Origin of the sequence: Sphingomonas sp. CCH9-E2, assembly GCF_001557215.1 — a bacterium.
GTDB lineage: Bacteria > Pseudomonadota > Alphaproteobacteria > Sphingomonadales > Sphingomonadaceae > Sphingomonas.
Genome location: NZ_LSJM01000318.1, coordinates 23,222 through 48,485, shown reverse-complemented (window position 1 = coordinate 48,485; position 25,264 = coordinate 23,222). Strand labels below are relative to the sequence as shown.

At 64.3% G+C, this 25,264-nt stretch carries 23 protein-coding genes and 1 pseudogene; 15 read left to right on the top strand and 9 right to left on the bottom strand.

The genetic code is table 11. The features are described 5' to 3' along the window. Nucleotides 1–3: 3 nt before the first annotated feature. From AX681_RS15110 to AX681_RS15085, 6 genes are all read right to left on the bottom strand, one after another. Nucleotides 4–1,014: a FecR family protein gene (locus AX681_RS15110; RefSeq protein ID WP_066661257.1), complete on the bottom strand. Its 1,011-nt coding sequence runs from the start codon at nt 1,012–1,014 to the stop codon at nt 4–6. Then, nucleotides 1,011–1,556 carry an RNA polymerase sigma factor gene (locus AX681_RS15105; RefSeq protein ID WP_066661255.1) on the bottom strand — a complete coding sequence of 182 codons (546 nt, stop codon included), beginning with the start codon at nt 1,554–1,556 and terminating at the stop codon, nt 1,011–1,013. The genes AX681_RS15110 and AX681_RS15105 overlap by 4 nt, the downstream gene beginning before the upstream one ends. Nucleotides 1,557–2,597: 1,041 nt before the next feature. Continuing rightward, nucleotides 2,598–3,383: an SDR family NAD(P)-dependent oxidoreductase gene (locus AX681_RS15100; protein ID WP_066661253.1), complete on the bottom strand. Its 786-nt coding sequence runs from the start codon at nt 3,381–3,383 to the stop codon at nt 2,598–2,600. 10 nt (nt 3,384–3,393) lie between these two features. Then, on the bottom strand, nt 3,394–4,584 hold the full coding sequence (locus tag AX681_RS15095) for a zinc-dependent alcohol dehydrogenase (RefSeq protein WP_066661251.1): 1,191 nt from the start codon (nt 4,582–4,584) through the stop codon (nt 3,394–3,396). Further along, nucleotides 4,584–5,177, bottom strand: a complete 594-nt coding sequence (locus AX681_RS15090; protein WP_066661334.1) for an SRPBCC family protein — start codon at nt 5,175–5,177, stop codon at nt 4,584–4,586. Before AX681_RS15090 ends, AX681_RS15095 begins: the two co-directional genes overlap by 1 nt. A 178-nt stretch (nt 5,178–5,355) precedes the next feature. Further along, complete coding sequence (locus AX681_RS15085) at nt 5,356–6,441, bottom strand: extracellular catalytic domain type 1 short-chain-length polyhydroxyalkanoate depolymerase (RefSeq protein ID WP_066661249.1); 1,086 nt, start codon at nt 6,439–6,441, stop codon at nt 5,356–5,358. A gap of 158 nt (nt 6,442–6,599) precedes the next feature. Here AX681_RS15085 and AX681_RS15080 point away from each other — a divergent pair, with 158 nt between their 5' ends. Together AX681_RS15080 and AX681_RS15075 are read left to right on the top strand one after the other, a co-directional pair. Further along, entirely contained in the window at nt 6,600–6,842 is a 243-nt protein-coding gene (locus AX681_RS15080; protein ID WP_066661240.1) for a hypothetical protein, read from the top strand. Between the two features lie 17 nt (nt 6,843–6,859). Beyond that, nucleotides 6,860–7,063: a hypothetical protein gene (locus AX681_RS15075; RefSeq protein ID WP_066661332.1), complete on the top strand. Its 204-nt coding sequence runs from the start codon at nt 6,860–6,862 to the stop codon at nt 7,061–7,063. 174 nt (nt 7,064–7,237) lie between these two features. On the opposite strand, the gene AX681_RS15070 is transcribed toward AX681_RS15075, so the two are convergent. Next, nucleotides 7,238–7,744 carry a hypothetical protein gene (locus AX681_RS15070; RefSeq protein ID WP_156442792.1) on the bottom strand — a complete coding sequence of 169 codons (507 nt, stop codon included), beginning with the start codon at nt 7,742–7,744 and terminating at the stop codon, nt 7,238–7,240. Beyond that, nucleotides 7,741–8,184: a hypothetical protein gene (locus AX681_RS15065; protein ID WP_156442791.1), complete on the bottom strand. Its 444-nt coding sequence runs from the start codon at nt 8,182–8,184 to the stop codon at nt 7,741–7,743. The genes AX681_RS15070 and AX681_RS15065 overlap by 4 nt, the downstream gene beginning before the upstream one ends. A 173-nt stretch (nt 8,185–8,357) precedes the next feature. Between AX681_RS15065 and AX681_RS21520 the strand changes: the two genes are divergently transcribed. Then, nucleotides 8,358–8,648: a PilZ domain-containing protein gene (locus AX681_RS21520; protein ID WP_082738002.1), complete on the top strand. Its 291-nt coding sequence runs from the start codon at nt 8,358–8,360 to the stop codon at nt 8,646–8,648. A gap of 259 nt (nt 8,649–8,907) precedes the next feature. Here AX681_RS21520 and AX681_RS15060 read toward each other — a convergent pair whose 3' ends face one another. Continuing rightward, nucleotides 8,908–9,180, bottom strand: coding sequence for a UvrB/UvrC motif-containing protein (locus AX681_RS15060; RefSeq protein WP_066661235.1), 273 nt, complete (start codon nt 9,178–9,180; stop codon nt 8,908–8,910). Between the two features lie 345 nt (nt 9,181–9,525). Here AX681_RS15060 and AX681_RS15055 point away from each other — a divergent pair, with 345 nt between their 5' ends. The 12 genes and pseudogenes from AX681_RS15055 (at nt 9,526) to mobA (ending at nt 25,256) form a co-directional block, all read left to right on the top strand. Continuing rightward, complete coding sequence (locus tag AX681_RS15055) at nt 9,526–12,327, top strand: MHYT domain-containing protein (RefSeq protein ID WP_197421962.1); 2,802 nt, start codon at nt 9,526–9,528, stop codon at nt 12,325–12,327. Between the two features lie 35 nt (nt 12,328–12,362). Next, nucleotides 12,363–12,667, top strand: a pseudogene (locus AX681_RS23730) (tyrosine-type recombinase/integrase); the annotation flags it as partial. Between the two features lie 124 nt (nt 12,668–12,791). Beyond that, nucleotides 12,792–13,373, top strand: coding sequence for an ANTAR domain-containing response regulator (locus tag AX681_RS15050; RefSeq protein ID WP_066661326.1), 582 nt, complete (start codon nt 12,792–12,794; stop codon nt 13,371–13,373). An 11-nt stretch (nt 13,374–13,384) separates the two neighbouring features. Beyond that, complete coding sequence (locus AX681_RS15045) at nt 13,385–14,566, top strand: CmpA/NrtA family ABC transporter substrate-binding protein (RefSeq protein ID WP_066661329.1); 1,182 nt, start codon at nt 13,385–13,387, stop codon at nt 14,564–14,566. A 252-nt stretch (nt 14,567–14,818) separates the two neighbouring features. Further along, nucleotides 14,819–16,057, top strand: coding sequence for a nitrate/nitrite transporter (locus AX681_RS15040; protein WP_066661233.1), 1,239 nt, complete (start codon nt 14,819–14,821; stop codon nt 16,055–16,057). Between the two features lie 4 nt (nt 16,058–16,061). Next, nucleotides 16,062–17,255 (top strand): hypothetical protein, encoded by a 1,194-nt coding sequence (locus AX681_RS15035; protein WP_066661231.1) that lies wholly within the window; start codon nt 16,062–16,064, stop codon nt 17,253–17,255. After that, nucleotides 17,255–19,735: a nitrite reductase large subunit NirB gene (gene nirB / locus AX681_RS15030; protein WP_066661229.1), complete on the top strand. Its 2,481-nt coding sequence runs from the start codon at nt 17,255–17,257 to the stop codon at nt 19,733–19,735. The genes AX681_RS15035 and nirB overlap by 1 nt, the downstream gene beginning before the upstream one ends. Then, nucleotides 19,732–20,073 (top strand): nitrite reductase small subunit NirD, encoded by a 342-nt coding sequence (gene nirD, locus AX681_RS15025; protein WP_066661227.1) that lies wholly within the window; start codon nt 19,732–19,734, stop codon nt 20,071–20,073. The genes nirB and nirD overlap by 4 nt, the downstream gene beginning before the upstream one ends. After that, entirely contained in the window at nt 20,073–22,667 is a 2,595-nt protein-coding gene (locus AX681_RS15020) for a nitrate reductase (RefSeq protein ID WP_066682451.1), read from the top strand. Before nirD ends, AX681_RS15020 begins: the two co-directional genes overlap by 1 nt. Next, nucleotides 22,657–23,439, top strand: a complete 783-nt coding sequence (gene cobA, locus AX681_RS15015; RefSeq protein ID WP_066682449.1) for a uroporphyrinogen-III C-methyltransferase — start codon at nt 22,657–22,659, stop codon at nt 23,437–23,439. Before AX681_RS15020 ends, cobA begins: the two co-directional genes overlap by 11 nt. Then, complete coding sequence (locus AX681_RS15010) at nt 23,432–24,667, top strand: molybdopterin molybdotransferase MoeA (protein ID WP_066660674.1); 1,236 nt, start codon at nt 23,432–23,434, stop codon at nt 24,665–24,667. Before cobA ends, AX681_RS15010 begins: the two co-directional genes overlap by 8 nt. Further along, nucleotides 24,657–25,256, top strand: coding sequence for a molybdenum cofactor guanylyltransferase (gene mobA, locus AX681_RS15005; protein ID WP_231733752.1), 600 nt, complete (start codon nt 24,657–24,659; stop codon nt 25,254–25,256). The genes AX681_RS15010 and mobA overlap by 11 nt, the downstream gene beginning before the upstream one ends. Nucleotides 25,257–25,264 lie beyond the last annotated feature (8 nt).

Sequence of the window (25,264 nt, the reverse complement as noted above, 5' to 3'; positions counted from 1 at the left end):
GGATTATTTGCGCCGGAGGATGAAATCGCCAGCAGGCGTGCGCACGACGCGCAGGCCGAATGTTGCTGCAAGGCTCGACGCAAGCGCATCGGCCGGGAGCGGATTGAACGCCCCGGTCACCCGCAATGCTGCAAGCGAGGGGTCGCCGAGACGGATCTTGCGCTCGGAATAGCGGTTGGTCTGCACGAGAACGTCGCCGAGCGGCGTGCCATCGAAGCTGAGCATGCCCGCGACCCATTGATCGATCCCGCGCGGGGCAGGGGCGACGACCGGGTCGCGCCCGGCATCGGAGAAACACTGCCCGGGCGAGAGCCGCGCGACGGACGCGACTGCGCCCGCCGCTGCGCGGCCGCGAACCTCGACCGAACCGCGCAGCAATGTCACCCGCACCCCTCCCGGCTCGAACCCGACATCGAACAGCGTGCCGCGAGCGGTGACGAGCCGTCCGTCGGCCTCGACCCGGAATGGCCGCACAGGATCAGGCGCAACGTCGAAGCGGGCGCGGCCGCGCGACAGCCGGACGCGCCGACCCGCTTGGGACAGCTCGATCTCGATGGCGCTGTCGGTGTCCAGCGTCACGGAAGTGCCATCGGCCAGGGCGATGGTGCGAACTTCCCCAACGCGGGTGCGCTCCGCTGCGGTCGCGGTGGCGACAAGTTCTCCCGGTTCCGTTCCGAATGGCTGCAGTGCAACGAGGCCGATTACCACGAGGATCATGGCGGCAAGCGCGGCCAGCGCCGGTTGCCTGGCCGGCAGCGACCAGATCGAGGGCTTTGACCCCGAAAGGTTTCGCGTGCGTCCCAGCTCGGTCCGGGCAAGTCCGGCCGAAACCTGCCACAGTCGCTCGGCCTCGGCATAGGCAGCGCGGTGCGCGGGATTGCGCGATCGCCATCGCTCGAACTCCGGGCGCACTGCCTCTCGCTCGGGGCCGTGCATGCGCGCGAACCACTCCGCCGCCGCGCGGTCGACCCTTGGGTCGCGGCCGGCGCTTCCGCGCTCGCCTTCGCGGGTCATCGCTCCCCACCTGCATGGCGCAGCAGTTGAGCCATGGCCCGACTCATCTGCTTCTCGACGCCTTTGATCGAAAGGCCGGTGCGCTCGGCAATTTGCGCGTAGGTGAGGCCATCAAGGCGATGCGCCATGAAAATTTCCCGAGTCTTTGGCTTCATGCTGCGCATAGCAGCCTCAACCCGCGCGAGACCATCCCGGGCTTCCAGCCGGTCGATCCCGTTCGCGTCCGGAATGGTGTCGTCAAAGGGAATATGATGTGCCTCCGCGCGCCGGCCTGCAGTCTTGGCGCGGTCGCGCAGCAGGTTGCGGGCGATCTGGCGCAGATAGGCGCTGGGGCGGGCGATCGTCTCCTGTCGTGGAGGAGCAGCGCGTGCCAGGCGCAGAAACGTTTCCTGGACCAGATCGCGCGCATCGTCGGGACTGGCGCGGTTGCGGGTGAAGAACCGGGCGAGCGCGTGTCGCTCGCTCCGATAGAGCAGTTCGATGTCGCTGGCGTCCGGTGTGACGTCATCAGGGGTGCAGGGCGCGGGGAGGGGGCTGGTCATTCAATGCCCCCAGCGGAGGGCGAACGCGCCATCTTCAACACTTACGCTGCACACGCGCCTGGCTCCCGCTTGCGAGGCGGGCCGGCCAGGTGACCGGGTGTTGAGAACAAGTTTGAGGACTTGCGCCGACGCCTTTAGCCGCAAGCAGCCTGGACATGCGCGTCGGCCACCCGGCCGTGATGTGCCTGGTTAGGTGCCCCAAACGAGGTTCTCACGCCTCGGCATCGCATTGTTCGCGACACGCGGCCAGACTAGGACCGGATGCGCGAGAAATGCAAGAGCCGTAACAAACGTAGCGATTGCAGACACTTCGCTGTTAATGAGCCTTGGCGTCGCCGGTCGACAAATGGGCGTGCGCTAATCCAACTCCGCACTGACACACAGAACCCCAGCCCACATCGTCGCACGTAAAGCGTCGGGCTTCAGTGAGGAAGCTCGGGATGGAGGTCGGCTAAGCGGATCGCTTTAGTCGCGCTTCACGGATCTGCTGTTCTGCCCGCCGGGGGCACTGGCGCGTTGATTGCCCATCGCAGTTTACAACCCCTAAGCGCCCTAATATCAGACGTTCAACCAATCGTCGGGCGACCTCGAAAGCGGCCATTCGCCCAATGTCCCATCAACGAGCACGATCGTGGGGTCACCGGTCGCTGGAGGATTTGTCGGACAGCGAGCACATCACCCGGTCAAACGCACCACGGGAACCTGATGACCCGGCTGGACGTAAAGTCCCTCGCAGTCGCCGTTCATTTGGCCTTGGTTGCGGGAGGCATCCTGCCGAACAAAATGAAGTAGGAGCGCGGGCAAGCCTCGGGATCCACCAGCTGGCGGAAGGCGAGAGTGGCTTCAGACCACAGTTGATGTGCGCTATGGAGGATATAATCGAGAGCGACGTCTCTGAAGGTCGCATGTTTAACGACGCTTTCGTCCTAACGCAGACATCGCAGTGCCGCGCCCTCGCGCATCGCGACGCCACCGCTATCACGCGGGAGGACCAGCGTCGGCAAGCAGGCCTGCGACATTGGGTCGTTCATGCCTTTCATCCTATTCCTTGCCGCTGCCAGGCTCGGCCATGCCGCGGTGCATTTCCGCGAGCATCGATTGTGGCAATACGCTCGCGCCTGCGACCTGCAGCTTGTTGGCTAGTCCCGAGATGATGTGGCTCTTGCCCTCCATCAGCGCGTCCCACCCATCCTTGGCAACCTTGGCCGGATCGGCCTTGTTCTCGTCCTGACCGACCTTGGTATCGAGCATGCCCGCACGCGCGAAGAATTCGGTGTCGGTCGCACCGGGCATCAAGGTAGTGAGCGTCACACCCTCGACATCCTTCAACTCGTTGCGCAGCGCCTCGGTGAAGTTATCGATGAACGCCTTGGTACCGTTGTAGATCGCGTTGAAGCTGCCCGGGATGTAACCCGCGATCGATCCGGTCACGAGCACCTTGCCCGCGCCCGTCGCGATCATCTGGTTCAGCACCTTTTGCAGCAAATAGACGGTACCGGTGACGTTGGTGTCGATCGAATGCCGCCACATCGTGACTTCCTGACGGAGGAATGCGCCGCCGGTGCCGGTCCCCGCATTGGCGCACAGCAGATCGATCCGACGACCGTTCGCGGCGGCGAGCAACGTGTCCACTCCGTCGATCGTCGCCAGATCTGCCTGGACCGACGTCACATGCGTGCCAAACTGCTTGAAGTCGCGCGCAGAGGCCTCGATCAACGCCTCGTCGGCAACCACGATGAGGTCATATCCATCCTTCGCCGCCAGCGTTGCTAGTTCGAACCCGATCCCGGTCGACGCGCCGGTGATGATCGCCAACTTGTCTGCCATGTTGCTCTCCTTACTCGGCGGCCACGGCCCATTCGGGTTTCAGAACGACCTTGGTCACTTCATTCTGGTTGTCATGAAACATCTTGTAGCCCTTCGGGGCCTGCTCGAGCGGCAGCGTGTGGCTGATCAGGAAGGTCGTATCGATCTTCCCCTCCATGATCGCATTGAGCAACGCCGGCATGTAATGCTGGACGTGCGTCTGTCCGGTCTTGAGCGTGAGACCCTTCTGCATGAACGCGCCCAGCGGGAATTTATCGACAAAGCCGCCATAGACCGCCGGCATTGAAACGCGTCCGCCTTTGCGGCACGCGTGGATCGCCTGCCGGATCGAATGGATACGATCGGTGCCAAGGAAGGTCGACGCCTTGACCTGGTCGATGACGTTATCGACAAACATGCCGTGCGCCTCCAGACCGACCGCGTCGATGACGGCGTCAGGGCCGATCCCGCCCGTCATCTGCATCAGCGCTTCATAGGTCGCGGTTTCCTCGAAATTGATCGTCTCGGCACCAAAGCGCTTCGCGAGTTCAAGCCGGTGCGGGAAATGATCGATCGCGATGACGCGCTCGGCGCCCATCAGGAAGGCCGATTGCACCGCAAACAGTCCGACCGGGCCGCAACCCCATACGGCAACGGTATCGCCGGGCTCGATGTCGGCGTTCTCAGCCGCCATCCACCCGGTGGGGAGGATGTCCGAAAGGAATAGAACCTTCTCGTCCTCGATACCGTCGGGGATGACGATTGGGCCAACATCGCTAAAGGGCACGCGGACATATTCGGCCTGGCCGCCGGCGTAGCCGCCGGTCATGTGGCTATAGCCGAACAGCCCCGACATCGGATGGCCATAGGCCGTCTGCGCGATGTCTTGATTGTCGGCGGGCAGGCCGTTTTCGCACCCCGAATATTGATGTTTGCCGCAATGGAAGCAGCTGCCACAGGCGATGGTGAAGGGTACGACGACGCGCTGGCCCTTCTGGAGCGTCGACTGCGCGCCCGTCTCGACCACTTCACCCATGAATTCGTGACCGAGGATATCGCCGGCCATCATCGAGGGGATGTAGCCGTCATAGAGATGGAGGTCGGAGCCACAGATCGCGGTCGAGGTGATCTTGATGATCGCATCGCGCGGATTGAGGATCTCGGGATCGTCCACTGTGTCCATGCGGACGTCATGCTTCCCGTGCCATGTCAGAGCGCGCATCAGGTCTTTTCCTCTTCGAGCTGCTTGCGCGTCCATGCGCTGGTGGCAATCTCACCGGTTTCCATGAGTTGCTTGAAGCGGCGCAAGTCACGGCGGGCCTGGATCGCGGGCTCGCGCTGAAACATCTTGGCGACCAGCTTTCCGATCGCACCCATCGGCGGATCGTAGAGGATCGTCGCGGTGACGATGGTACCGCGCGCGCCGGCGTCGGTGAACTCGACACGCCCGCTGTTCGGGACATCCGCGCCGTCGTCCGAGGCCCAGGCGAGCAACGTGCCGTCAACCTCCTCGGTAATCGTCGCGTCCCACTCGACGGTCTTGCCGCCGGGCGCCTTGACGACCCAGTGCGAGCGGGTGGGCGAGAGGATGTCGATCCGCTCGACATTGTCCATGAAGCTCGCAAGGTTGGTGAAGTCGCGCCAGTAAGCGAACAGCTCAGCACGCGGCCGGTTGACCGTCACGGTGCGGCCGATGAGCGTGTCGCCCCTCGGCTCGATCAACCCCGCAGTGGCGGCATCAACAGCCGCGCGTTCGTGCTTAGAAGTGCTCAGCGGCGCGTCGTCCGCCCGCGGTTGGTCGAGCGCGTCGCTCATCATAACCTCCTGAAAATGTTAAGTCAGAACAATGCGCTGGGTGCGATGTTCCCGGGCGATCGAAACTCTTTTCAAGTGGCCCAGGGGCTTGACGCCTAATTCGCCGGGGACTGGGAGAAAGCTCCATCCATTTGATAGAGCGTGCAGCCTCAGACCCGTCACGGCGGCTTCCCTGCCCTTATCGCACCAGTCCGGCGGCGCGCAGTGCATCTTCGATAACCTTCGTAACGCCGGAAGGCGCAGGCTCCGCCAATTTCTCAGCGCCGCGATCGGCCTGTGGCGGTGCGCGACGCGAACGCGGTTCGGCGTCCAGCAGCTTCCAAAACGTCGCCAAGCGGCGCGTCGATGAGATGCCGACCTCGAGCATGTGCGGGCGGCTTTGTCCGCAAGGCGTATCGCCTCGCGTTGCCAGCGGCGTGCCATGCCCCATGCCCGGCACGCGATACTCCTCGATCACCACGCGCCCGTTTGCGTCCTGCCACACGCGGTGAGGGACTCCATCGATGATGTCGGAATGGTCCGGGTTCGCGGCCACGCCATGCATCGCCTGCCATTGCTTGAGGATGGCGTCGGCATTGGCAATTCCGACGACATGATCCGAGGTGCCATGCCAGATCGAGACGGTCGGCCACGGCCCACTATGAGGAGAGGCCTTCGCGATCGCGGCTGCGAGCAGCGCGTCGCCGGGACTGCCGCTGCCCCGCATGCGATCAAGCGCCTGCGACACGCTGGCCGCCGAGCCAAATGGTAGGCCCGCGATGATCGCGCCGCCGGCGAACAGTTCCGGATAGGTTGCGAGCATGACCGATGTCATTGCGCCGCCAGCCGACAGACCGTTGACGAAGACTCGTGATCGATCAATGCCGTGGCGCGTCGCCATCGTGTCGATCATCTGGGCAATCGACAGCGGCTCACCCGCCCCGCGCCGAATGTGCGCAGGCTCGTACCAGTTGAAGCACAGGTTGAAGTTGTTGGTACGCCGCTGCTCGGGAAAGAGCAAAGCGAAGCCTTGCTCCTCGGCGAGCTGGGACCAGCCCGAACCAATGTCGTAATCGACAGCGTTTTGAGTGCAGCCGTGCATGACGACGACCAATGGCGCGCCTTGCCGCACGGTTGGCGGAACATAATAATGGGCGCCCAGCGCCCCGGGATTGGAGCCGAAGTCCCGAAGTTCGCGCAGCCGGCCCGACGTGCGCACCCGGTCAGGGCGGGGCGCCTCGCGGAGCTTCGCCAGACGGGCGATCGTGCTGGAAATGGATCTCATGGAAACTCCTTCGGCCGAGGAACCGAGGGGCCGAACACAGATAGAACGTATCGTTCACGGGCAAGTTGCTGCGGCGCAGCATATATTCCGGGCCGGCCTGCATTTCTGCAATGAACATGTGGGCGGGTCGGGGGTTGGACCGAGGAGGAGACACGATCATGCCGATTTCCAAGACTTCAGCCATTGAGCGCGTCGCGCGCGTCCTAGCGGCGGATCGCGCCAGCGCCAACGCGCATGGCGATCAGCGTTCGGCTGGCTCCGACGTGGATGCGGCCTGGCCCGAATATCGCGATCAGGCGCTGGCGGTGCTGAAGACGCTACGCGAGCCGGATGCGACAATGGCTGCCGCAGGCGATGCGGATGTCTGGGAAACGATGGCCCTCGCCGCAATCGGCGAATGAAGTTCATGGAGGACGCGATGACGAAGAAGCAACCGATGCAGGCGGACGGCAAGGGCACGTCGGTCGCGAGCGATGGCGTCACCATTCCCGCCAGCGAGGGGGAGAGCGGAGGTGGTGCTTATCCAAACCCACATACCGGCAAGAAGCCTAAGGGCTTCGACGGCGGCCAGAGCGACAAGGCGTATCGCGGGCCGGACAATCCGAATGCCACTACCAAATAGCCGCAGCGGGTCCGGTCGGACGCGAGATTGATTGCTCGGCATGGAAGAGGAGCGATATTTGCCAGCATCTTGAGGTGGTGTGGCGCGTCGTAACTTTTACGCCGACGGATCATCGCCCCCGATAACGGAACTTCGGTGACTACGAGTGCGTCCCCAAATGGTGTTCGAGAAGAACTAAAGCACGCGCGGGTAGAATTTTCGCTCGTCATACTGCGTCGCGCACCAGTTACGGACGTGATCGAGCCCTTCGACTAGGCGCTGCGCCGCAACGGGGCTATCCATGTTAAGCTGCAGGCGTTCTTCGGGTGCAGGGCTTTCAGACAACCGAAAGATCGACACCGTTTTGCCTGATCGGGTCACCGAATGGGTTACGGGCGATGGCAGGATGGCGACGAATGGCTTGCCGTCGCTTGTGCCTCTCAACGCGCCCCGGGCACACATCCCGCCTTCGAATTTCTGGAATCGCACGACACGCCAGTTCTCGGCAAATTCCTCCCGCCCGAGCCGCCGCGAGTTGAAGGATGCCGAGACCAGATGCCGCTGCAACGTCGCAACGGCGACCCGATGTGCCTGCAAAAGGTCAATTACGGGGCTGGGGCCGTCGTCGCAAGCCACCCGCAGCCGCTCGAACACCGCTGCAGCCGCAGCTGCGGCTTCAACGCGCGGGAAGGAAAAGGTCACGCGTAGGCATTGAGGGGGGTTGTCAGCACCACGGTCCGTGCCTCGGCCTGGACCGACGTGACACCCCTCCAGTCGATCCACGCGTCCTGTGGGTTGGCGGATCGTGCAAATACCGCCGCCGGGGCAAATGGCACCTCCCCTTCGTCGCTCAATGCGACTTTCGGCGTGCGGCGCGGCGACATGACCGTGCGAGAGGCATGCCGGGGAGCAGGATCGCGAAACCAATAGAGGCGGGGGTAGTGGTTCGAATAGCACAGTTCGCTCTGCGGGTTGCAACGCAGAGGCTTGGCTTCGATTGCGACGGTGAGAGGGCGACCCGACATTGTCGAATCGACTGCGCTGCGCGCCGCCTTCATTTCGTCACTCGCCGCAGCGACCCCTTCCGCGGAAAATGCCAGTAGCATCGCGCAGCCGGCCAAGAGAATCCGTCTCGCGCGCATAAGCCCCCTCCCCGCTATTCGAGCGCAAGATTAGGCAAAGTCGGAACTTCAAAGCAAGTGAGTGACACCTGCTCACTGCGGCGGCCGATATTCATAGTTCGCAATATGTTAGGCACTTTTCCTGCGGAACCCCTGCTCAACTGGAACGTCGAAGCTCGCAGCGGGAGCTCGAGATGCCAACATCTGTCATGAACGCTCGCCCTCAGGCGCGCCGCAAGATTTTCCAGCTGGGCGAGCTTTGTCTCGGCGATCGATCACTGCGCGTGCATCTCCTCGACATATCGGAAGGAGGGGCGCGGCTGCACTGTCCAACTGTGTTAAGCGTTGGAACCGCCGTGACACTTCGCTGGCAACAGGAGCACTGGCGGGCGGTGGTCGTCTGGGCGGGATCCAATAAATGTGGTGTTCGCTTCATCGCGCCATTGGCACTTTCGTACATTGAGGCGCTGACGGCACCGCTTTAGCCCATGGATAGCCGATGGCGCTCCGGTCTCATTCGACCGCCGCTTCCCGGCGCAGCCGCACCGCGAAGGCGGGATGCGAAGTCCGCCCCGTGTTCGACGACATTTGGACCGTCGGATGGGAAGTTGTTTCAGCATACGGGGAGCCAATTCGCTGCCAAGAACGACGTTTCAGGGGGCTGATCAATGCGTCGAGGCGGACCAGCGAGAAACTAAACCCCAGTGACGGCCGATAAGGCGGGCTCAAGCTGCGTGCCGGCCCTCACTTTCGTTTCGGGCCGGATGTCATGAGGTCGGGCTTGGGCGGCGGCTTCCACCCTGGTGGAGGAACCAGACGCTGTCGGCTCGTGCCAAGCCCCATGGCACCCGGCTGCTGGCGAACCAGACCCGACGTGTCGGCCTGGGCGACTTCTGCAGCACTCGCTCCGCCTCGCATCAGATTGATGCGGTCGCGAATGCGCCGCGCTTCCTCGAAATCGAGCGCGCCCGCCGCAGCGTCCATCGAGCGCTGGAGATCCTCAATTGTGTCAGTCATTGCCGCTCAACGCACGACCGCGGGTCCGGGGGGCATTGTCCGCAGGCGTCCACACCTGTGCGAGTTCAAACATCTTGTGGCGGGTATGCGCCTGCGGCTTTCCGCCTCGGCCAAATTCGGTTGCCATGCGCTGCCCCTCCCGACACCAAGATATGGCGATTGGATCAGTTCCCGAGATTGATAGCTAACGATCTGGAAGCTAGGAGATTTTTTGGAGGTGGCGCGCTGTGCTGTAGAAGGATCCGGTAGATATGGCGTGAGACTGGCCAGTGGGTGCACTGAGGTGATACGTGCTTCAATGTACCATGAGGCACCTTCGTTTGGGGAATTTTCGCAGTCATGGTCATGAACGGGGCGCACGATAATTTTCTTGTGGTCCTATCAATCATGGTAGCCGTCTTCGCGTCGTTTACTGCGCTCAGTTTGGCGAGTCGTATTCGCGCCTCGCGCCGCCTGGCATCGCGCGTCTGGCTGTGGGCAGCAGCGGGCGCCTTGGGAGGCGGTATCTGGTCGATGCACTTCGTGGCGATGCTGGCCTTCAGCATGCCAGGGATGCCGATGAGCTATGATCTGGCACCGACCTTGCTCTCGCTGGCGCTTGCGATCGGCTTCACCGGCGCGGGTTTTGCAACGTTCAATTGGCACGAGGTTTCCTCCCCGCGGATTGCCATTGCCGGCTTGCTGATCGGCACTGGCGTCGTTGCAATGCACTATGTTGGCATGGCGGCCATGCAAATGCCGGGAGCGTTGAGCTACGACTGGGTGTGGGTTGCCATCTCAATCGTGATCGCTCTTGTTGCGGCGACCGCTGCGGTGTGGCTCGCAGCGCGGGACCAGCAGACGAGCCAGCGGCTCGTGGCGGCAGTCGTAATGGGCGCTGCGATTTCTGGCATGCACTATGCCGGCATGTATGCGGCGACGTTCACCAATGCATCGTCCGCAGACGACGCACAGGTCGGCTCAGGCGTTGGGCAGGCGTATCTCGCGATAGCGATCAGCCTGATTACCGTCGTGATCCTGTTGCTGTCGCTGGGCGCGGCATGGCTCGAACGAATTTTTCAGCACGCCGCGCGGCGGGAAGCGCGCACTGCACTTCGTCTGAAAATCGCCGACATCCTGCGCGGGTGCAGCACGGAGGAGGCGCTCACTGAAGTCGCCACGCTGATGGGTGACCATTTCGAAGTCACGCGCACCGGTTTTGGTGACCTCAATGCGGCGGAAGATCAATTCGACTATACGGTCTGCTGGACCGATGGCGCGACAGCGCCCTTGCTTGGCAAGTTTCCTGCTGCCGCATTTGGCGTAAAGATCGTCGCTGCGTTGAACGCGGGCAAGACGGTCGTGGTGGAGGATCTTCTGGCCGCCTCGCTGAGCGACGAGGCGCGTACAAAGTCGACGGCGCGCGAAGTGGATACTCGCGCGATCCTGGTCGTTCCGTTCGTACGCGACGGGCAACTGCGGACCATCGTCTATTTGAACGACCGCCGACCCCGCAAGTGGCGGGCGGATGAGGTTGCGTTCATGGAAGAGGTGGCCGAGCGCGTGCGGCTCGTGATCGAGCGTCTCGCTGTCGAGGCGCAGCTTCGGGAGCTTAATGCCAGCCTCGAGGCCAGAGTGGAGGCGCGGACTAGGGCCCTGCACCACGCCGAGGCGGAACGGCGCGAAGCGGATGCGCTCCATCGCGCCTATTTTGAGAATACGCCCGACCCCCTGTTTGTCGTCGCGGTTACACCTGACGGAGACTTCGTCGTCGAGCAGATTAACCCTGCCCATGAAGCTGGAATCGGCTTCAAGCTCAACGACATCAAAGGCAAGCGGATCGATGCGTTCATGCCTGCTGAAGCGGCGGCGCGCGTTCTGAAAACCTATCGCCATGTCGTGGACACACGCGAAATCTACCAATATCGCGACACGTTCCATCTCGCGGGGCAGTCACAATATTGGGACACGACGCTGGTGCCCCTGCTCAATGAGGATGGCCGCGTTGGACGGATCATCGGCACCAGTCGCAATGTAACCCGGGAGGTGAATGCTGAAGAGGCGCTTCGCCAATCGCAGAAGATGGAGGCGATGGGCCAACTGACCGGCGGCGTGGCGCACGATTTCAACAATTTGCTGACCCCGATCCTTGGCGCGCTGGATCGGTTGCAGAGCAAGGGGGTCGGCGACGAGCGGGATCGCCGGATGGTTGGAGGCGCGCTTCAGTCCGCCGAGCGCGCGCGAACCTTGGTGCAGCGGCTGCTTTCCTTCGCTCGCCGCCAGCCGCTTCAATCCGTGCCCGTGGATGTGTCGCAACTGGTGGTGGGCATGGTCGACCTGGTTTCGAGCACGACCGGACCCCACATCGAGCTGGTTGTGGACGCCCCGGCGACCCTTCCAGCGGCAATGGCAGATCCCAATCAGCTCGAAATGGCGCTGCTCAATTTGTGCGTTAATGCGCGCGATGCCATGCCCCAGGGCGGCAGCCTTCGCATTTCGCTTACGCGTGCAAAGGTCGGCCATGGCGATATAGGAGGACTGTCCCCCGGGAACTATATCCGGCTCTGCGTTGCCGACACCGGTATTGGCATGGATGAGCACACGCTCAAGCGGGCGATCGAACCGTTCTTCTCTACCAAAGGGCTGGGCCGCGGCACTGGGCTTGGTCTGTCGATGGCGCACGGGCTCGCTTCGCAACTCGGTGGAACAATGACAATTGCAAGCGAGCCAGGGCGCGGGACCGAGATTGCGCTGTGGCTGCCACAGAGCGAGCAGACGGCGGAAGCGGGGTGTGCTTCGGAGCCGCCCGAAGAGCAGTCGCTCATTGAAGGCGTAGCGCTGCTTGTCGATGACGAAGAACTTGTGCGCGACTCTGTTGCGCAAATGCTGGTTGATCTCGGCTACAAGGTCACCAGTGTTGCGTCCGCCGCGCAAGCGCTCGAACGGATTGAACAAGGGCTGCGCGTTGACCTCCTGGTCACCGATCATTTGATGCCTGAAATGACGGGCACGCAGCTTGCTCGAATGTGCACGGAGCGCCTGCCCGGAATAAAGATACTCGTGATCTCCGGATATTCTGATGCTGCCGGCATCGACGTCGATCTGCCAAGATTGACGAAGCCATTTCGTCAGGTCGACCTCGCCACCAGTATCAGGGCGTTGCTGTAGCGAAAGCGGCGCGCATAGGGCAGCCTATTTGCTTGCTCAAGCGTCGAGGCGGGGCCGTCCACGACTTCGCATTTCCGAGCCGGGCGGAGCATGCAGGCCATCTCAGCACGCGCCAGTAGCGAGGCTTGTAGGTGGGTGGGTCGATGCCGCCGGTCTTTGACGCGCCGAGTATGGCACGCATTTGCTTCGCGGGACCAGGACGTCGATAATCTACAAAGCTACGGGTAATCTTGGCGCAATCCAAATTCTCTTGGATCATACGAAGATCGAAAATACGGCTAGATATCTCGGCGTCGGAGTCGAAGACGGTCTGGTCCTCGCAGAGCGGACAGAGATCTGACCGCAGAGCGGCTCGCCTCGGCCGCAGATGTGCCGCTCCAACGTTGTACAGCTCTATGCCTCAGCGTCGCGTTCAGTATCAGACATTTCTGGAAAATGCGGCCGCGCTTGCATATCAGCGCGCTATGCGGATCGCGATCATCGACACCAGCTCAACGCGCGCAGCGATCATATCCGATGGCTTGCGGGAAGCCGGGCTCGACGATCTGGTGCTGATCGACCCCGGTGGGCCATTGGCAGCGCAGATCGAGGCCGCGCGTCCCGAGGTGGTGCTGATCAACCTTGAAAATCCGAGCCGCGACCAGCTTGAGGATTGTTTTGCCATGTCGCGCGCGCTCGACCGACCGATCGCGATGTTCGTCGATCAGAGCGATGCCGAGGCGACCGGCGCGGCGATCGATGCCGGCGTCAGCGCCTATGTCGTCGACGGGCTGTCGAAGCAGCGGATCAAGCCGGTGATCGATCTGGCGGTGCGGCGGTTCCAGGCGTTTTCGCGGCTCCAGCGCGAACTGGATGCAGCGAAGAACGCGCTCGCCGAACGCGCGACAGTGGATCGCGCCAAGGCGATCCTGATGAAGAAGCGCGGGATCGACGAACCCGCCGCCTATGCACTGCTGCGTGGGCAGGCGATGCGCACGAACCGCCGGATCGTGGAGATTGCCGAAGCGATCGTCACCGCCGAAGCGCTGATGGGGGACTTGCCGTGACCGAAGAGACGATGCGGATCGGTTTTCTCCCATTGGTTGATGCGGCGCTCCCGATACTGGCGCATGAACTTGGCTTTGCCGAAGCGCAGGGACTGAGGCTCGAGCTGGTGCGCGACATGACCTGGGCGACGGTGCGCGACCGGCTGCTCTATGGCCATACCGATGCCGCGCACATGGTCGCACCGCTGGCTATCGCGACGGCATTGGGCAGAGGGCGGACGGCGGTACCGATGGCGGTCCCCTTCGTGCTCGGGCTGAATGGAAATGCGGTGACATTTTCGACCGCCCTGGCCGATGCGATCGGGTTGGGCGACACGCTGGGCGATCCGCTCACGATAGGGCGCGCGCTCAAACAGATCGTGGCGGAACGGCGGCTGCGCTTTGGCGTCGTGCATCGCTATTCCAGCCACAATTACATGCTGCGCTACTGGCTCGCAGGGGTGGGCATCCGCCCCGATGTCGATATCGATATCGTCGTCACTAGCCCGCCCTTTGCCGCCGATGCACTGGCGGCGGGGGAAGTCGATGGCATCTGCGTCGGCGAGCCGTGGAATTCGATCGCAGTCGACCGCGGGGTCGGGCGGATTGCGCTCGCCACCGCACAGATCTGGCGGCGTGGGGTCGAAAAGGTGCTCGCGATGCGCAGCGCCGTAGTCGAGGAGCGTCGCGAAGCGCTGCTTCGGCTGATCCGCGCGCTTCACGCGGCAGCGGCCCACTTCGTCGATCCGGCCAATGCCGAGGCGAACGCTGCGATCCTGGCGCGGGCGGAGTATCTCGGGTCGTCACCTGACGCGGTTCTGCGCGCGATCACCGATCGGTTGCGACTGACACCGGGAGGCGAACCGGTGCATTATCCCGACTTCATGTTCCAGTATCGCGAAGCCGCGAACTTCCCCTGGCGCAGCCAGGCCGCGTGGCTCTACGCCCAGATGACCCGCTGGGACGGGATAGCGTATTGCGACACGGATGCGGCAACCGCGATGGAGGTGTTTTGCCCGAACATCTATCGCGAGGCACTGGCCGGATCGGGGGCGCCCCTGCCCGGGGCGAGCTCGAAGCTGGAGGGCGGGCTTGATGCACCGATCGGGGTGGGTTCAATACAGGGCCGCCTTGTGCTGAGCGCTGACGGCTTTTTCGACGGTCGCGCCTTCGATCCCGAGGATATCGCGGGATATCTCGCCGCATTGCCGTGACGCGCCACACCTAAAAATATTGCACTTGCGAAGATTCGGCTTGCGCGTGGCAGGCGAATCGGGCAATTTTCGGGTTGTCCGACGAAGAAGTCGGAAAGATTGATGCGTATCGCTGCCAACGGGGGGAGCGAAGCGCAACGGGCCGGGGCGCAAGCTCCTTCACCTCAACAGGCAACGAAGCCGCCAGGACGCGCCCGCAGGGTCGCCGTTCTGGCGGCTTTTTCGTGCCGGTCGCATTCGGGGACTGAGACGATGGCAACCACCTTTCTGGACGCACAGCCGTCCGCGACGAAACCCAGCTTCTGGTCAAGCGGGCACAATCCGACGCTGATCGCAGCGTTCCTGTATTTCGATCTCGCTTTCATGGTTTGGGTAATCCTTGGCCCGCTGGCTCCGGAAATTGCCAAGACGCTGGCGCTAACCCCCGCTGAGAAGGGTCTGATGGTCGCGGTGCCGACGCTGGCCGGGGCTCTGCTGCGCGTGGTTAACGGCCTGCTGGTTGACCGGATCGGGCCGAAAAACTCGGGTACGATCAGCCAGATCATCGTCATCATCGGGCTGTTCACCGCCTGGGCGATGGGGGTGACCAGCTTTGCCGGTACGCTCGCGCTGGGTGTCATCCTCGGCTTTGCGGGCGCAAGCTTCGCCATCGCGCTGCCACTCGCCAGCCGCTGGTATCCGCCTGAGCATCAGGGCAAGGCGATGGGTCTTGCGGGCATGGGCAATTCCGGAACGGTGCTCGCCGCATTGTTCGCGCCGGGGCTCGCCAAGATCTTTGGCTGGAACGATGTGCTGGGGCTGGCCTGTATCCCGCTGGCGATCGTGCTGATTGCCTATGTCATCATGGCGAAGGACGCGCCGGGTCGCCCTGCACCAAAGTCGCTCAAGGACTATTTCCAGCCGCTCAAGACCGCCGACAGCTGGTGGCTGATGGGCTTTTACGCGGTCACCTTTGGCGGTTTCGTGGGACTTGCCGCCAGCCTGCCGATCTACTTCACCGACCGGTTCGGACTAACCACGGTCCAGGCCGGCTATGCCACGGCGGCATGTGTGTTCGCCGGGTCGCTGGTGCGGCCGATGGGCGGGGCGCTGGCTGACTCGGTCGGCGGGGTCAAGGCGTTGACCGGTGTGTTCATCGTCGCTGCCCTCGCACTTGTCGGAGTGTCGATTGCCGACAGCTTCACGAGCGCGCTCATGCTGTTCGTCATCGGCATGCTAGCGCTTGGCACGGGTAACGGTTCGGTGTTTCAGCTGGTTCCGCAGCGCTTTTCGGCGGAGATCGGTGTGATGACGGGCCTGGTCGGCATGGCCGGCGGCGTTGGCGGCTTCTACCTCGCCTCCTCGCTTGGCCTCGCGAAGCAGTGGACTGGCAGCTTCTCACCGGGATTCCTGATCTTTTCGGGGCTCGCGCTGGTCGCGTTGCTTGGTCTGACGCTGGTCAAGGCGAAGTGGCGGACGAGCTGGGGCACCGCTGCCGGTGTGCGGATCTGATCCGATGCGGTATGCAATCCCACTGATCGGGCTGGTGGCAGCGACGCCGGCCAACGGCCAGAGCCTGAAGCCCATGCTTGACGCGCGGTTGCGCTACGAACAGGTCGAGCAGGATGGACTGACGCTTGATGCCGAGGCGGTGACACTGCGCGTTCGCGCGGGGGTTCAGGCGAGCCAGGGTCCGCTGACGGCAATCATCGAGGCGCAGGGCAATATCGCCATCGTCGATGACAGCTTCGACGGGCTCTCCGGATCGGCGGCGCGTCCTCTGATCGCCGATCCGGAGAATGTGGCGATTCATCGCGCACAGCTTGCGCTCAAGCTGCCGGTCGTAACGCTGACCGCGGGGCGCCAGCGGATCACGCTCGACGATGAGCGCTTTGTAGGCGCGGTCGGGTTCCGCCAGAACGGGCAGAGCTTCGACGCGGTGCGCGCGGAGGTCACGCCGATGAAGGGGCTTAAGGCCGACCTCGCCTATGCGTGGAGCGTCCGCACCATCTGGGGGATCGATGGCACGGGCGCGCGGCAGCGTGCGGTGGGCGGAGACAATATCTTCGCCAACCTGTCCTGGGTCAGCCCGATCGGGACGCTGACCGGCTTTGGCTATTGGGTCGATCAGGACGAGGCGACGGTGCAGGGCTACCGCCTGTCGAGCCGGACCTTTGGTGTGCGGCTGGCGGGTATGCGGATGCTGGGCAAGGCGAAGCTGGCGTATCAGCTCAGCCATGCGCGCCAGAGCGACATGGGGCCCAACCCCAATGACTATGCCGCGGCCTATTGGCTGGCGGAGGTGTCGGTGGACTTCAACGGGCCGAAGCTCGGGGCGGGCTATGAGGTGCTCGGTGCCGACACTGGCGTCGCGCTGACCAGCTTCCAGACCCCGCTCGGCACCAATTTCAAATTTCAGGGCTGGGCTGACAAATATCTGGTGACGCCGGCCGATGGCGTGCGCGACCTGTATCTGAGCGCGGGCTGGGGCTGGAAGGCGATCGGCCCGGCCAAGGGGGTGACACTGCAAGCCGCGTGGCACCGCTTCGAAAGTGATCGGCTGACCCGCCATTATGGCGACGAACTCAACCTGATGGCCTCGGCAAAGCTGGGCAGGACCACGGCATCGGCGCGCTTCGCCGATTATCGCGCGACCGGCTTTGCCACGGACACGCGCAAATTCTGGCTGCAACTGGACTGGACACTTTGATGGAACTGCACCCTGTCACGGCTGCGAAGGACGACATGCGCGAGCACCTAGTGGTGATCGGCAACGGCATGGCCGGGTGCCGCGCGGTCGAGGAAATCCTGGCGCGCGATCCCACCCGCTATCGCGTGACGATCTTCGGCGCCGAGCCGCGCGTGAACTATAACCGCATCATGCTCTCGCCCGTACTCGCGGGGGAGAAGGCGTTCGACGATATCGTTATCAACGGCGCGGACTGGTATGCCGATCATGGCATCGACCTGATCGCTGGCGACCCGGTTATGGCGATTGACCGCACGGCCAAGACGGTGACGTCACGGGCGGGGGTGAGCACTGGTTATGACAAACTGCTGATCGCGACCGGCTCTGACCCGTTCATCATCCCGGTGCCGGGACACCAGCTGCCCGGCGTGATCGCGTTCCGCGACATGGACGATGTCGGCACGATGCTCGCTGCTGCGGAAAAGGGCGGGAGCGCGGTGGTGATCGGCGGCGGGCTGCTCGGGCTGGAGGCGGCGCATGGCCTCAGTCTGCGGGGCATGAAGGTCACCGTGCTGCATTTGATGCCGACGCTGATGGAGCGGCAGCTCGATGAGGCGGCGGGATGGCTGCTCAAACAGGCGCTGGAAGCGCGCGGGCAGGCGATCCTGACCGGGGCCGATACCGCCGAGATTATCGGCGACGGCCAAGTCGAGGGCGTGGTGCTCAAGGACGGGACGCATATCCCCGCCGATCTGGTGGTGATGGCGGTCGGCATCCGCCCCTCGACAGGGCTTGCTCGGGCGGCGGGGCTTGAGATCGGGCGTGGGATCAAGGTCGATGATCATATGGTCACGTCCGATCCCGATGTGCTCGCTGTCGGCGAGTGCGTCGAGCATGACGGCAACGTCTATGGGCTGGTCGCGCCTTTGTGGGACATGTGCCGCAGCCTCGCCGATCACATGACCGGCAGCCCGAGCGGCTATCGCGGATCGGTCACCTCGACCAAGCTCAAGGTGTCGGGGATCGACGTCTTCTCGGCGGGGGATTTCTCCGGCGGGGATGGGTGCGAAGACATCGTGATGCGCGACGCCGCACGCGGCATCTACAAGCGCGTCGTGGTCAAGGCAGACCGCATCGTCGGAGCGGTGCTCTATGGCGATACCGCGGACGGCAACTGGTATTTCGACCTGCTCAAGAAGCAGGAGAGCGTCGCCGATGTCCGCGACCTGCTGATCTTCGGTCAGGCCTTCGCCCAGGGAGGGGGCGCGGCGGACCCTAAGGCGGCCGTTGCGGCGCTTTCCGACGATGCGGAAATCTGCGGCTGCAACGGCGTGACCAAGGGACAGGTGGTGTCGTGCATCGCCAAGGGATCGCACAGCCTCGACGCGGTGCGCGCCACGTGCAAAGCGTCGGCGAGCTGCGGAAGCTGCACAGGCCTGGTCGAAAGCATCCTCGCGCTGACACTTGGCGATGAGGTTCAGGCTGGTGCCAGGACGATGTGCAAATGCACCAGCTTTGGCCATGACGACGTCCGCCGCGAGATCGTGGCACAGGACATGCGCTCGATCCCGGAGGTGATGCAGAAGCTGCACTGGAGTACCCCCGACGGCTGCTCTTCCTGTCGCCCCGCGCTCAACTATTATCTGCTTTGTGCGCTGCCCGGCGAGTATGTCGACGACCAGCAGAGCCGCTTCGTCAATGAACGCATGCACGCCAATATCCAGAAGGACGGCACCTATTCGGTCGTCCCGCGCATGTGGGGTGGTCTGACCAACCCGCGCGAGCTGCGCGCGATCGCCGATGTGGTCGAGAAATACAACGCGCCGATGGTCAAGGTGACCGGCGGCCAGCGGCTCGACATTTTCGGGATCAGGAAAGAGGATCTGCCAGCGGTCTGGGCCGACCTCAACGCCGCGGGAATGGTCAGCGGCCATGCCTATGGCAAGTCGCTGCGCACCGTGAAGACGTGCGTCGGCTCCGAATGGTGCCGGTTCGGCACGCAGGATTCGACCGGGCTAGGCGTCGGAATCGAACGCGCGACCTGGGGGTCGTGGATGCCGCACAAATTCAAGATCGCGGTCAGCGGCTGTCCGCGCAATTGCGCCGAGGCGACGATCAAGGATTTCGGCGTGGTCTGTGTCGACAGCGGCTACGAACTGCATGTCGGCGGCAATGGCGGCATCCATGTCCGCGCCACCGACCTGTTGTGCAAGGTCGCGACGGAGGCCGAGGCGATCGAGCATTGCGCCGCTTTCATCCAGCTTTATCGCGAGGAAGCGCGCTATCTGGAGCGCACCGCGCCGTGGATCGAGCGGGTGGGCGTCGAGTATGTGCGGTCGCGGCTGCTCGATGACGATGCCGTCCGCGCCGACCTCGCCGCGCGCTTCTTCCATTCCCAGACGTTCTCGCAGGACGACCCTTGGGCGCAGCGCGCGCAGGGTGCCGAGCGCGAACATCACGCGCCGATGGCGCGGTTTACCCCGGTTGGAGAGATGGCATGACCACCGCAGAGTGGCTCGATATCGGCTGGCTGAACGAGATTCCGGTACGCGGCAGCCGCACGGTGCAGGTCGAGGGTGGCGACGATATCGCCATCTTCCGCACGGGCGAGAACAAGGTGTTCGCGCTGCGCGACCGCTGCCCGCACAAACATGGGCGCCTGTCGCAGGGGATCGTCCATGGCGGCGCGGTGGCGTGTCCGCTTCATAACTGGCGCATCTCGCTGACCACTGGCGAAGCGCTGGGCGAGGACAAGGGGTGCACGCCGACCGTTCCGGTCAAGATCAGCGCAGGCCGCGTGCTGATCTGCCGCGCGAGCACGCTGAAGGCCGCCGCCTGATGAACGAAGTGATCCGCACCACCTGCGCCTATTGTGGGGTCGGCTGCGGCATTCGCGCGACCGTCACGGGTGAGCGCGCGGTGCGGATCGAGGGCGATCCCGACCATCCCGCCAATCGCGGGCGGCTATGTTCAAAGGGCACGCATCTTGGCGAAACCGTCGGTCTGGAGGGGCGGCTACTCCATCCGATGATCGGCCTCAAGCGCGCAAGCTGGGACAAGGCGCTTAACCTGGTTGCGAAGCGTTTTCGCGACACGATCGCGCGGCATGGGCCGGGCAGCGTCGCCTTCTATGTTTCGGGCCAGTTGCTGACCGAGGACTATTATGTGGCCAACAAGCTGATGAAGGGGTTCATCGGCACGGCCAATATCGACACCAATTCGCGGCTGTGCATGTCGAGCGCGGTGGCGGGCCATAACCGCGCTTTTGGCGAAGATGTGGTTCCCGCCAGCTATGACGATCTCGACGCCGCCGACCTGATCGTTCTGGTCGGCAGCAATACCGCCTGGTGCCACCCGATCGTCTATCAGCGTATCCGCGCGCGGTGCGAAGCGGGCGCCAAGCTTGTGGTGATCGATCCCCGCCGCACCGAGACCGCGGAGGAAGCCGACCTGCATCTGGCGATCCGGCCCGGAAGCGACGTCGCTCTGATGAACGGCTTGCTCCACTGGTGCCGCGAGGCTGGCGCGATCGACGAGGCCTATCTCGCAGCACATGTCGCGACGCCCGAGAATTTCTGGGTCGAGGTTGGAGAGGGGAGCGACCTGTGGTCGGTGGCGCGCGTCTGTGACGTGCCGCCATCGGACCTCAGGCGCTTCTACGAGTTGTTCGCCGCGACGCCGCGGACGGTGACGATGTTCAGCCAGGGGGTGAACCAGGCGCTGAGCGGCACCGATCAGGTCAATGCGATCCTCAACGTCCACCTTGCCACCGGACGGATCGGCAAGCCGGGCTCGGCGCCGTTTTCGATCACCGGGCAACCCAATGCGATGGGCGGGCGTGAGGTAGGAGGGCTTGCCTCCACGCTTGCCGCGCACATGGATTTCGCGCCCGAGAACCGCGACCTTGTCCAGCGCTTCTGGGCCTCGCCCGTCATAGCTCAGAAGCCGGGGCTGAAGGCGGTCGACCTGTTCCGGTCGATCGGCGAAGGGCGGATCAAGGCGCTGTGGGTCATGGCGACCAATCCGGCGGTTTCGATGCCCGACGCGGGGCGGGTGCGTGAGGCGCTGGCTGGCTGTCCGTTCGTCGTGATCAGCGACGTGATCGAGCGGACCGACAGCGCCGATTATGCCCATGTCCGCCTGCCCGCCGCTGCCTGGGGGGAGAAGGACGGGACCGTCACAAACAGCGACCGCACGATCAGCCGCCAGCGCGCGCTCTTCCCTCTCCCCGGTGAGGCGAAACCCGATTGGTGGATTATCAAAGAGGTCGCACGGCGTATGGGGTGGAAGACCGCCTTTGCCTATGACCGTCCCGCCGAAATCTGGCGCGAACATTGCCGGTTGTCGACCTATGGCAATGACGACAAGCGGCTGTTCGCGCTGCCAGATGGCGGAGCGGGGGGCAATGCGGCCTATGGCGCTATGACGCCCTTCCGCTGGGGTGGGACGCCATTCGCCGATGGCCGCTATTCGACCCCCGACGGTCGCGCGCGGCTGGTGAGCGTCGTGCAGAAGCCGTTGCAGGCACCGCTGCGCGACTGGCCGATGACGCTCAACACCGGGCGCTATCGCGACCAGTGGCACACGATGACGCGCACCGGCCTGTCGCCGAAACTGGCGCGTCACCGCGAGGAGCCGCTGGTCGAGGTGCATCCTGAGGATGCCGTCGAACTCGAGCTGACCGATGGCGGGCTTGCGCGGGTGGCAACGCCACAGGGGGACAGCATCTTCCGCGTCGCGCTGACCGATGCACAGCGGCGCGGCGAGCTGTTCACGCCGATCCACTGGACCGACCGCACTTCGACCGGTGGGCGCACCGGGCTGCTCCCGCGCCCGCTCACCGATCCGCATTCGGGCCAGCCGGGATTCAAATCGACGCCGGCGAAGATCACGCCGATCGCGACCGAATGGCGCGGCTTCCTGATCCTGTCGGGCGAGTTGGCCGCACCGCCGCGCTGCCTGTGGGCGACGCGGGTGGCGGTGCCGCAGGGCAGCCTGTGGGAGCTCGCGGGCAATGGCGACGCCGCGCGGATCGAGGCGCTGCTGCCGCGCGGCGAGCGGGTTGAGGCGATCGATGCCGCGCGCGGCACGCGGCGGATCGCCGTGCTCGATCACGGAAAGCTGGCGGCGGTGCTGTTCGTCACCCGCACCGGCGAGCTGCCGACACGTGACTGGCTGATCGCGCAACTGAGTGAGAAACACGCCGCACCGACCCTGCTCGCCGGTCGCGCACCCGGGGCTCAGCCCGATCGCGGTGCGGTGATCTGCGCCTGTTTCGACGTCGCGCTCAACACCATCGTCGCGGCGATCCGTGACCGTGGGCTTGCTGATGTCGCCGCAATCGGCGGGGCGCTGCAGGCCGGCACCAATTGCGGATCGTGCCGGCCGGCACTCGCCCGCATTCTTTCGGAGGTGACGTCCGATGCCGCATGACGCGTTTCCACGGGGTAGCGTTTGGCTGGTCGGCGCAGGTCCGGGCGATCCCGACCTGCTGACGCGCAAGGCGGTGCGGCTGATCGAAGTGGCCGACATCGTTTATCATGACGCATTGGTCGGACGGGGCGTTCTCGACCTGATCCCTGCCGGTGTAGAGCGCGTCAGTGTCGGTAAGCGCGCCGGGCGGCATTCGAAGGATCAGAGCAGCATCGATGCGCTGCTGGTCGCCGCCGCGCGCGCGGGAAGGCGCGTGGTTCGGCTGAAGGGTGGCGATCCGTCGCTGTTTGGACGCTCAGCCGAAGAAATGACCGCGTTGCGCGAGGCGGGGTGCATCGTGCAGGTCTGCCCGGGCGTCACGGCGGCAAGTGCGGCGGCGGCGTCCGCAGGGGTGTCGCTGTCGCTGCGCGGTCTGGCGCGCGAAGTGCGGTTCGTGACCGCGCACAGCCGAAACGGCGCGGCGCTCGATCTGGACTGGGCCTCGCTTGCCACGCCAGGCGCGACGCTCGCTTTCTATATGGGCCGTGGCGCGGCGGGAGAGATTGCACGACGGCTGATCGCGGCGGGTGTGGACCGCGCGACCCCAGTTCTGATTGCATGCAATGTCAGCTTGGGAACTGAAAAGCGGCTCTCGACACGACTTGATCTGCTCGACATCGCTACCCGTGCATTCGCCGATGACGCGCCGACGCTGATCCTGATCGGGGAAGCGATAAGGGTCGAGGATGGCGCTCTGGTCGATGACAAAGGTCGGAGGGTCGCCCATGGGTAAGCCTGAGGCACTTGCTGCCAACCCTGAACCCTGCGCCGCCGCGATGGATTACGACGTCGCGCAGGCCATCCTCACTCTCCACGCTCTCCCGCTAGGCGAAGAAGAGATTGCACTTGCAGCGGCGGCCGGTCGTGTCCTCGCCGAACCGGTGATCGCGAAGATCGACTCACCCCGGCGTGATTGCGCGGCGATGGATGGCTATGCGGTGCGAAGCGTCGACCTTGATGGCGTGCCGCTTCGGATTGCGGGGACGTGCTACGCCGGTGCGTGCGATGCCGGATCGGTCGCGGCGGGCGAGGCGATGCGGGTGATGACGGGCGCGCCGATGCCGCGTGGCGCTGATCGGGTCATCGTCGCCGAGCGGAGCGTTCGCCAAGGCGACCATGTTGTTCTCCATGCGTCTCCCGGTGAGCGCGCGCATGTCCGGTTGCGGGGAAGCGACTTTCAAGCTGGGGCGACGTTGCTACCACGTGGTGCGTTGCTGGATCCCTTCGCGCTGGTCGCCGCGGCTGCCGCCGATGTCGCAGTGGTGCGGGTATGGCGAAAACCCCGGGTCCTCATCCTTGCAACCGGGGATGAGATCGTCGAACCGGGGACAGCGATTGGCAATGCGCAGGCGATCCCCGACAGCCTGTCGATCGCGCTCTGCGCTTTCGCGGGCGAATGGGGCGGTGGCGACATCTCAACGCGGCGTGTCGCCGATGACCCGTCTGCGATCCGCGCGGCCGCGCGGGAGGCGCTCGCCGAGGCCGATCTGCTGGTCATCGCCGGCGGCGCATCCCGCGGTGAACGCGACCACTGTCGTGCTGCACTGACCGCGATGGGGCTCGAGATCGCCTTTGCCGACCTGGCGATCAAGCCAGGCAAGCCCGTCTGGTTCGGGCGTCTCGGCGGCCTTGGGGTGCTGGGCCTTCCCGGCAATCCGACGGCAGCGCTAACTGTCGCCCGCCTGTTCCTCGCACCTTTGCTCGCGGGTCTCAGCGGGCGCCACCCTGCAAGCGCGTTGGATTGGCGCACCGCAGCGCTTGTGGACGCGGTCCCGGCCAACGGTTCGCGTGAGGCCTTTCTCTGCGCGGCCGAAGAAGGCGACCGCGTTCGCATGCTCGACCGCCAATCGGCGTCGGGACAGGCGCTGCTTGCACATACCCGGTTTCTCATCCGCCGCCCGGCCAACGCCCCCGCACTCCCCGCAGGAGCGCCGGTCCCTGCTCTTGCGCTTGGCCATTGAGATGCGGCTGCTGGGGGCGCTTATCGCTGGCGGCGCCTCGCGCCGCTTCGGAAGCGACAAAGCGCTGGCGACGATCGGCGGCGTGAGCCTGATCGATCATGCGCGCGGCGTACTCGAAGCTCAGACAGATGATCTAGTTCTTTGTGGCCGCCCATCGCATCGAATGCGGTGGATCTCCGATCGCCCTGCGCCTGGGGTCGGGCCGCTGGGCGGGCTCAGCGCCGCGCTCGCCGACGCGCGCGCGCGCGGATTCGACGCGGTTGTGACGGTACCCGTTGACGTATTTCCGCTCCCGCTGGATCTTGTCGATCGTCTTGGCTTATCCGGCCCCTGCGTGTTCGCCACCCAGCATCTGATTGGCCTCTGGCCCACCGATCTTGGTCCACGGCTGGATCTGCACATCCAATCCGGCTGTCGTTCACTGCGGTCCTGGATCGGGGCGACCAATGCGATAACAGTGGACGATGCGCGTTTGGGCCTCTCCAACATCAACACCCGCGCCGACCTTGCGGCTATGCTTGCCTTGAGCGGCCTACCGAAATCGGCCTCGTCGAATGGATTGCCCTCATTGGACGGGGCCTCGGTTTAAGCCGAGGC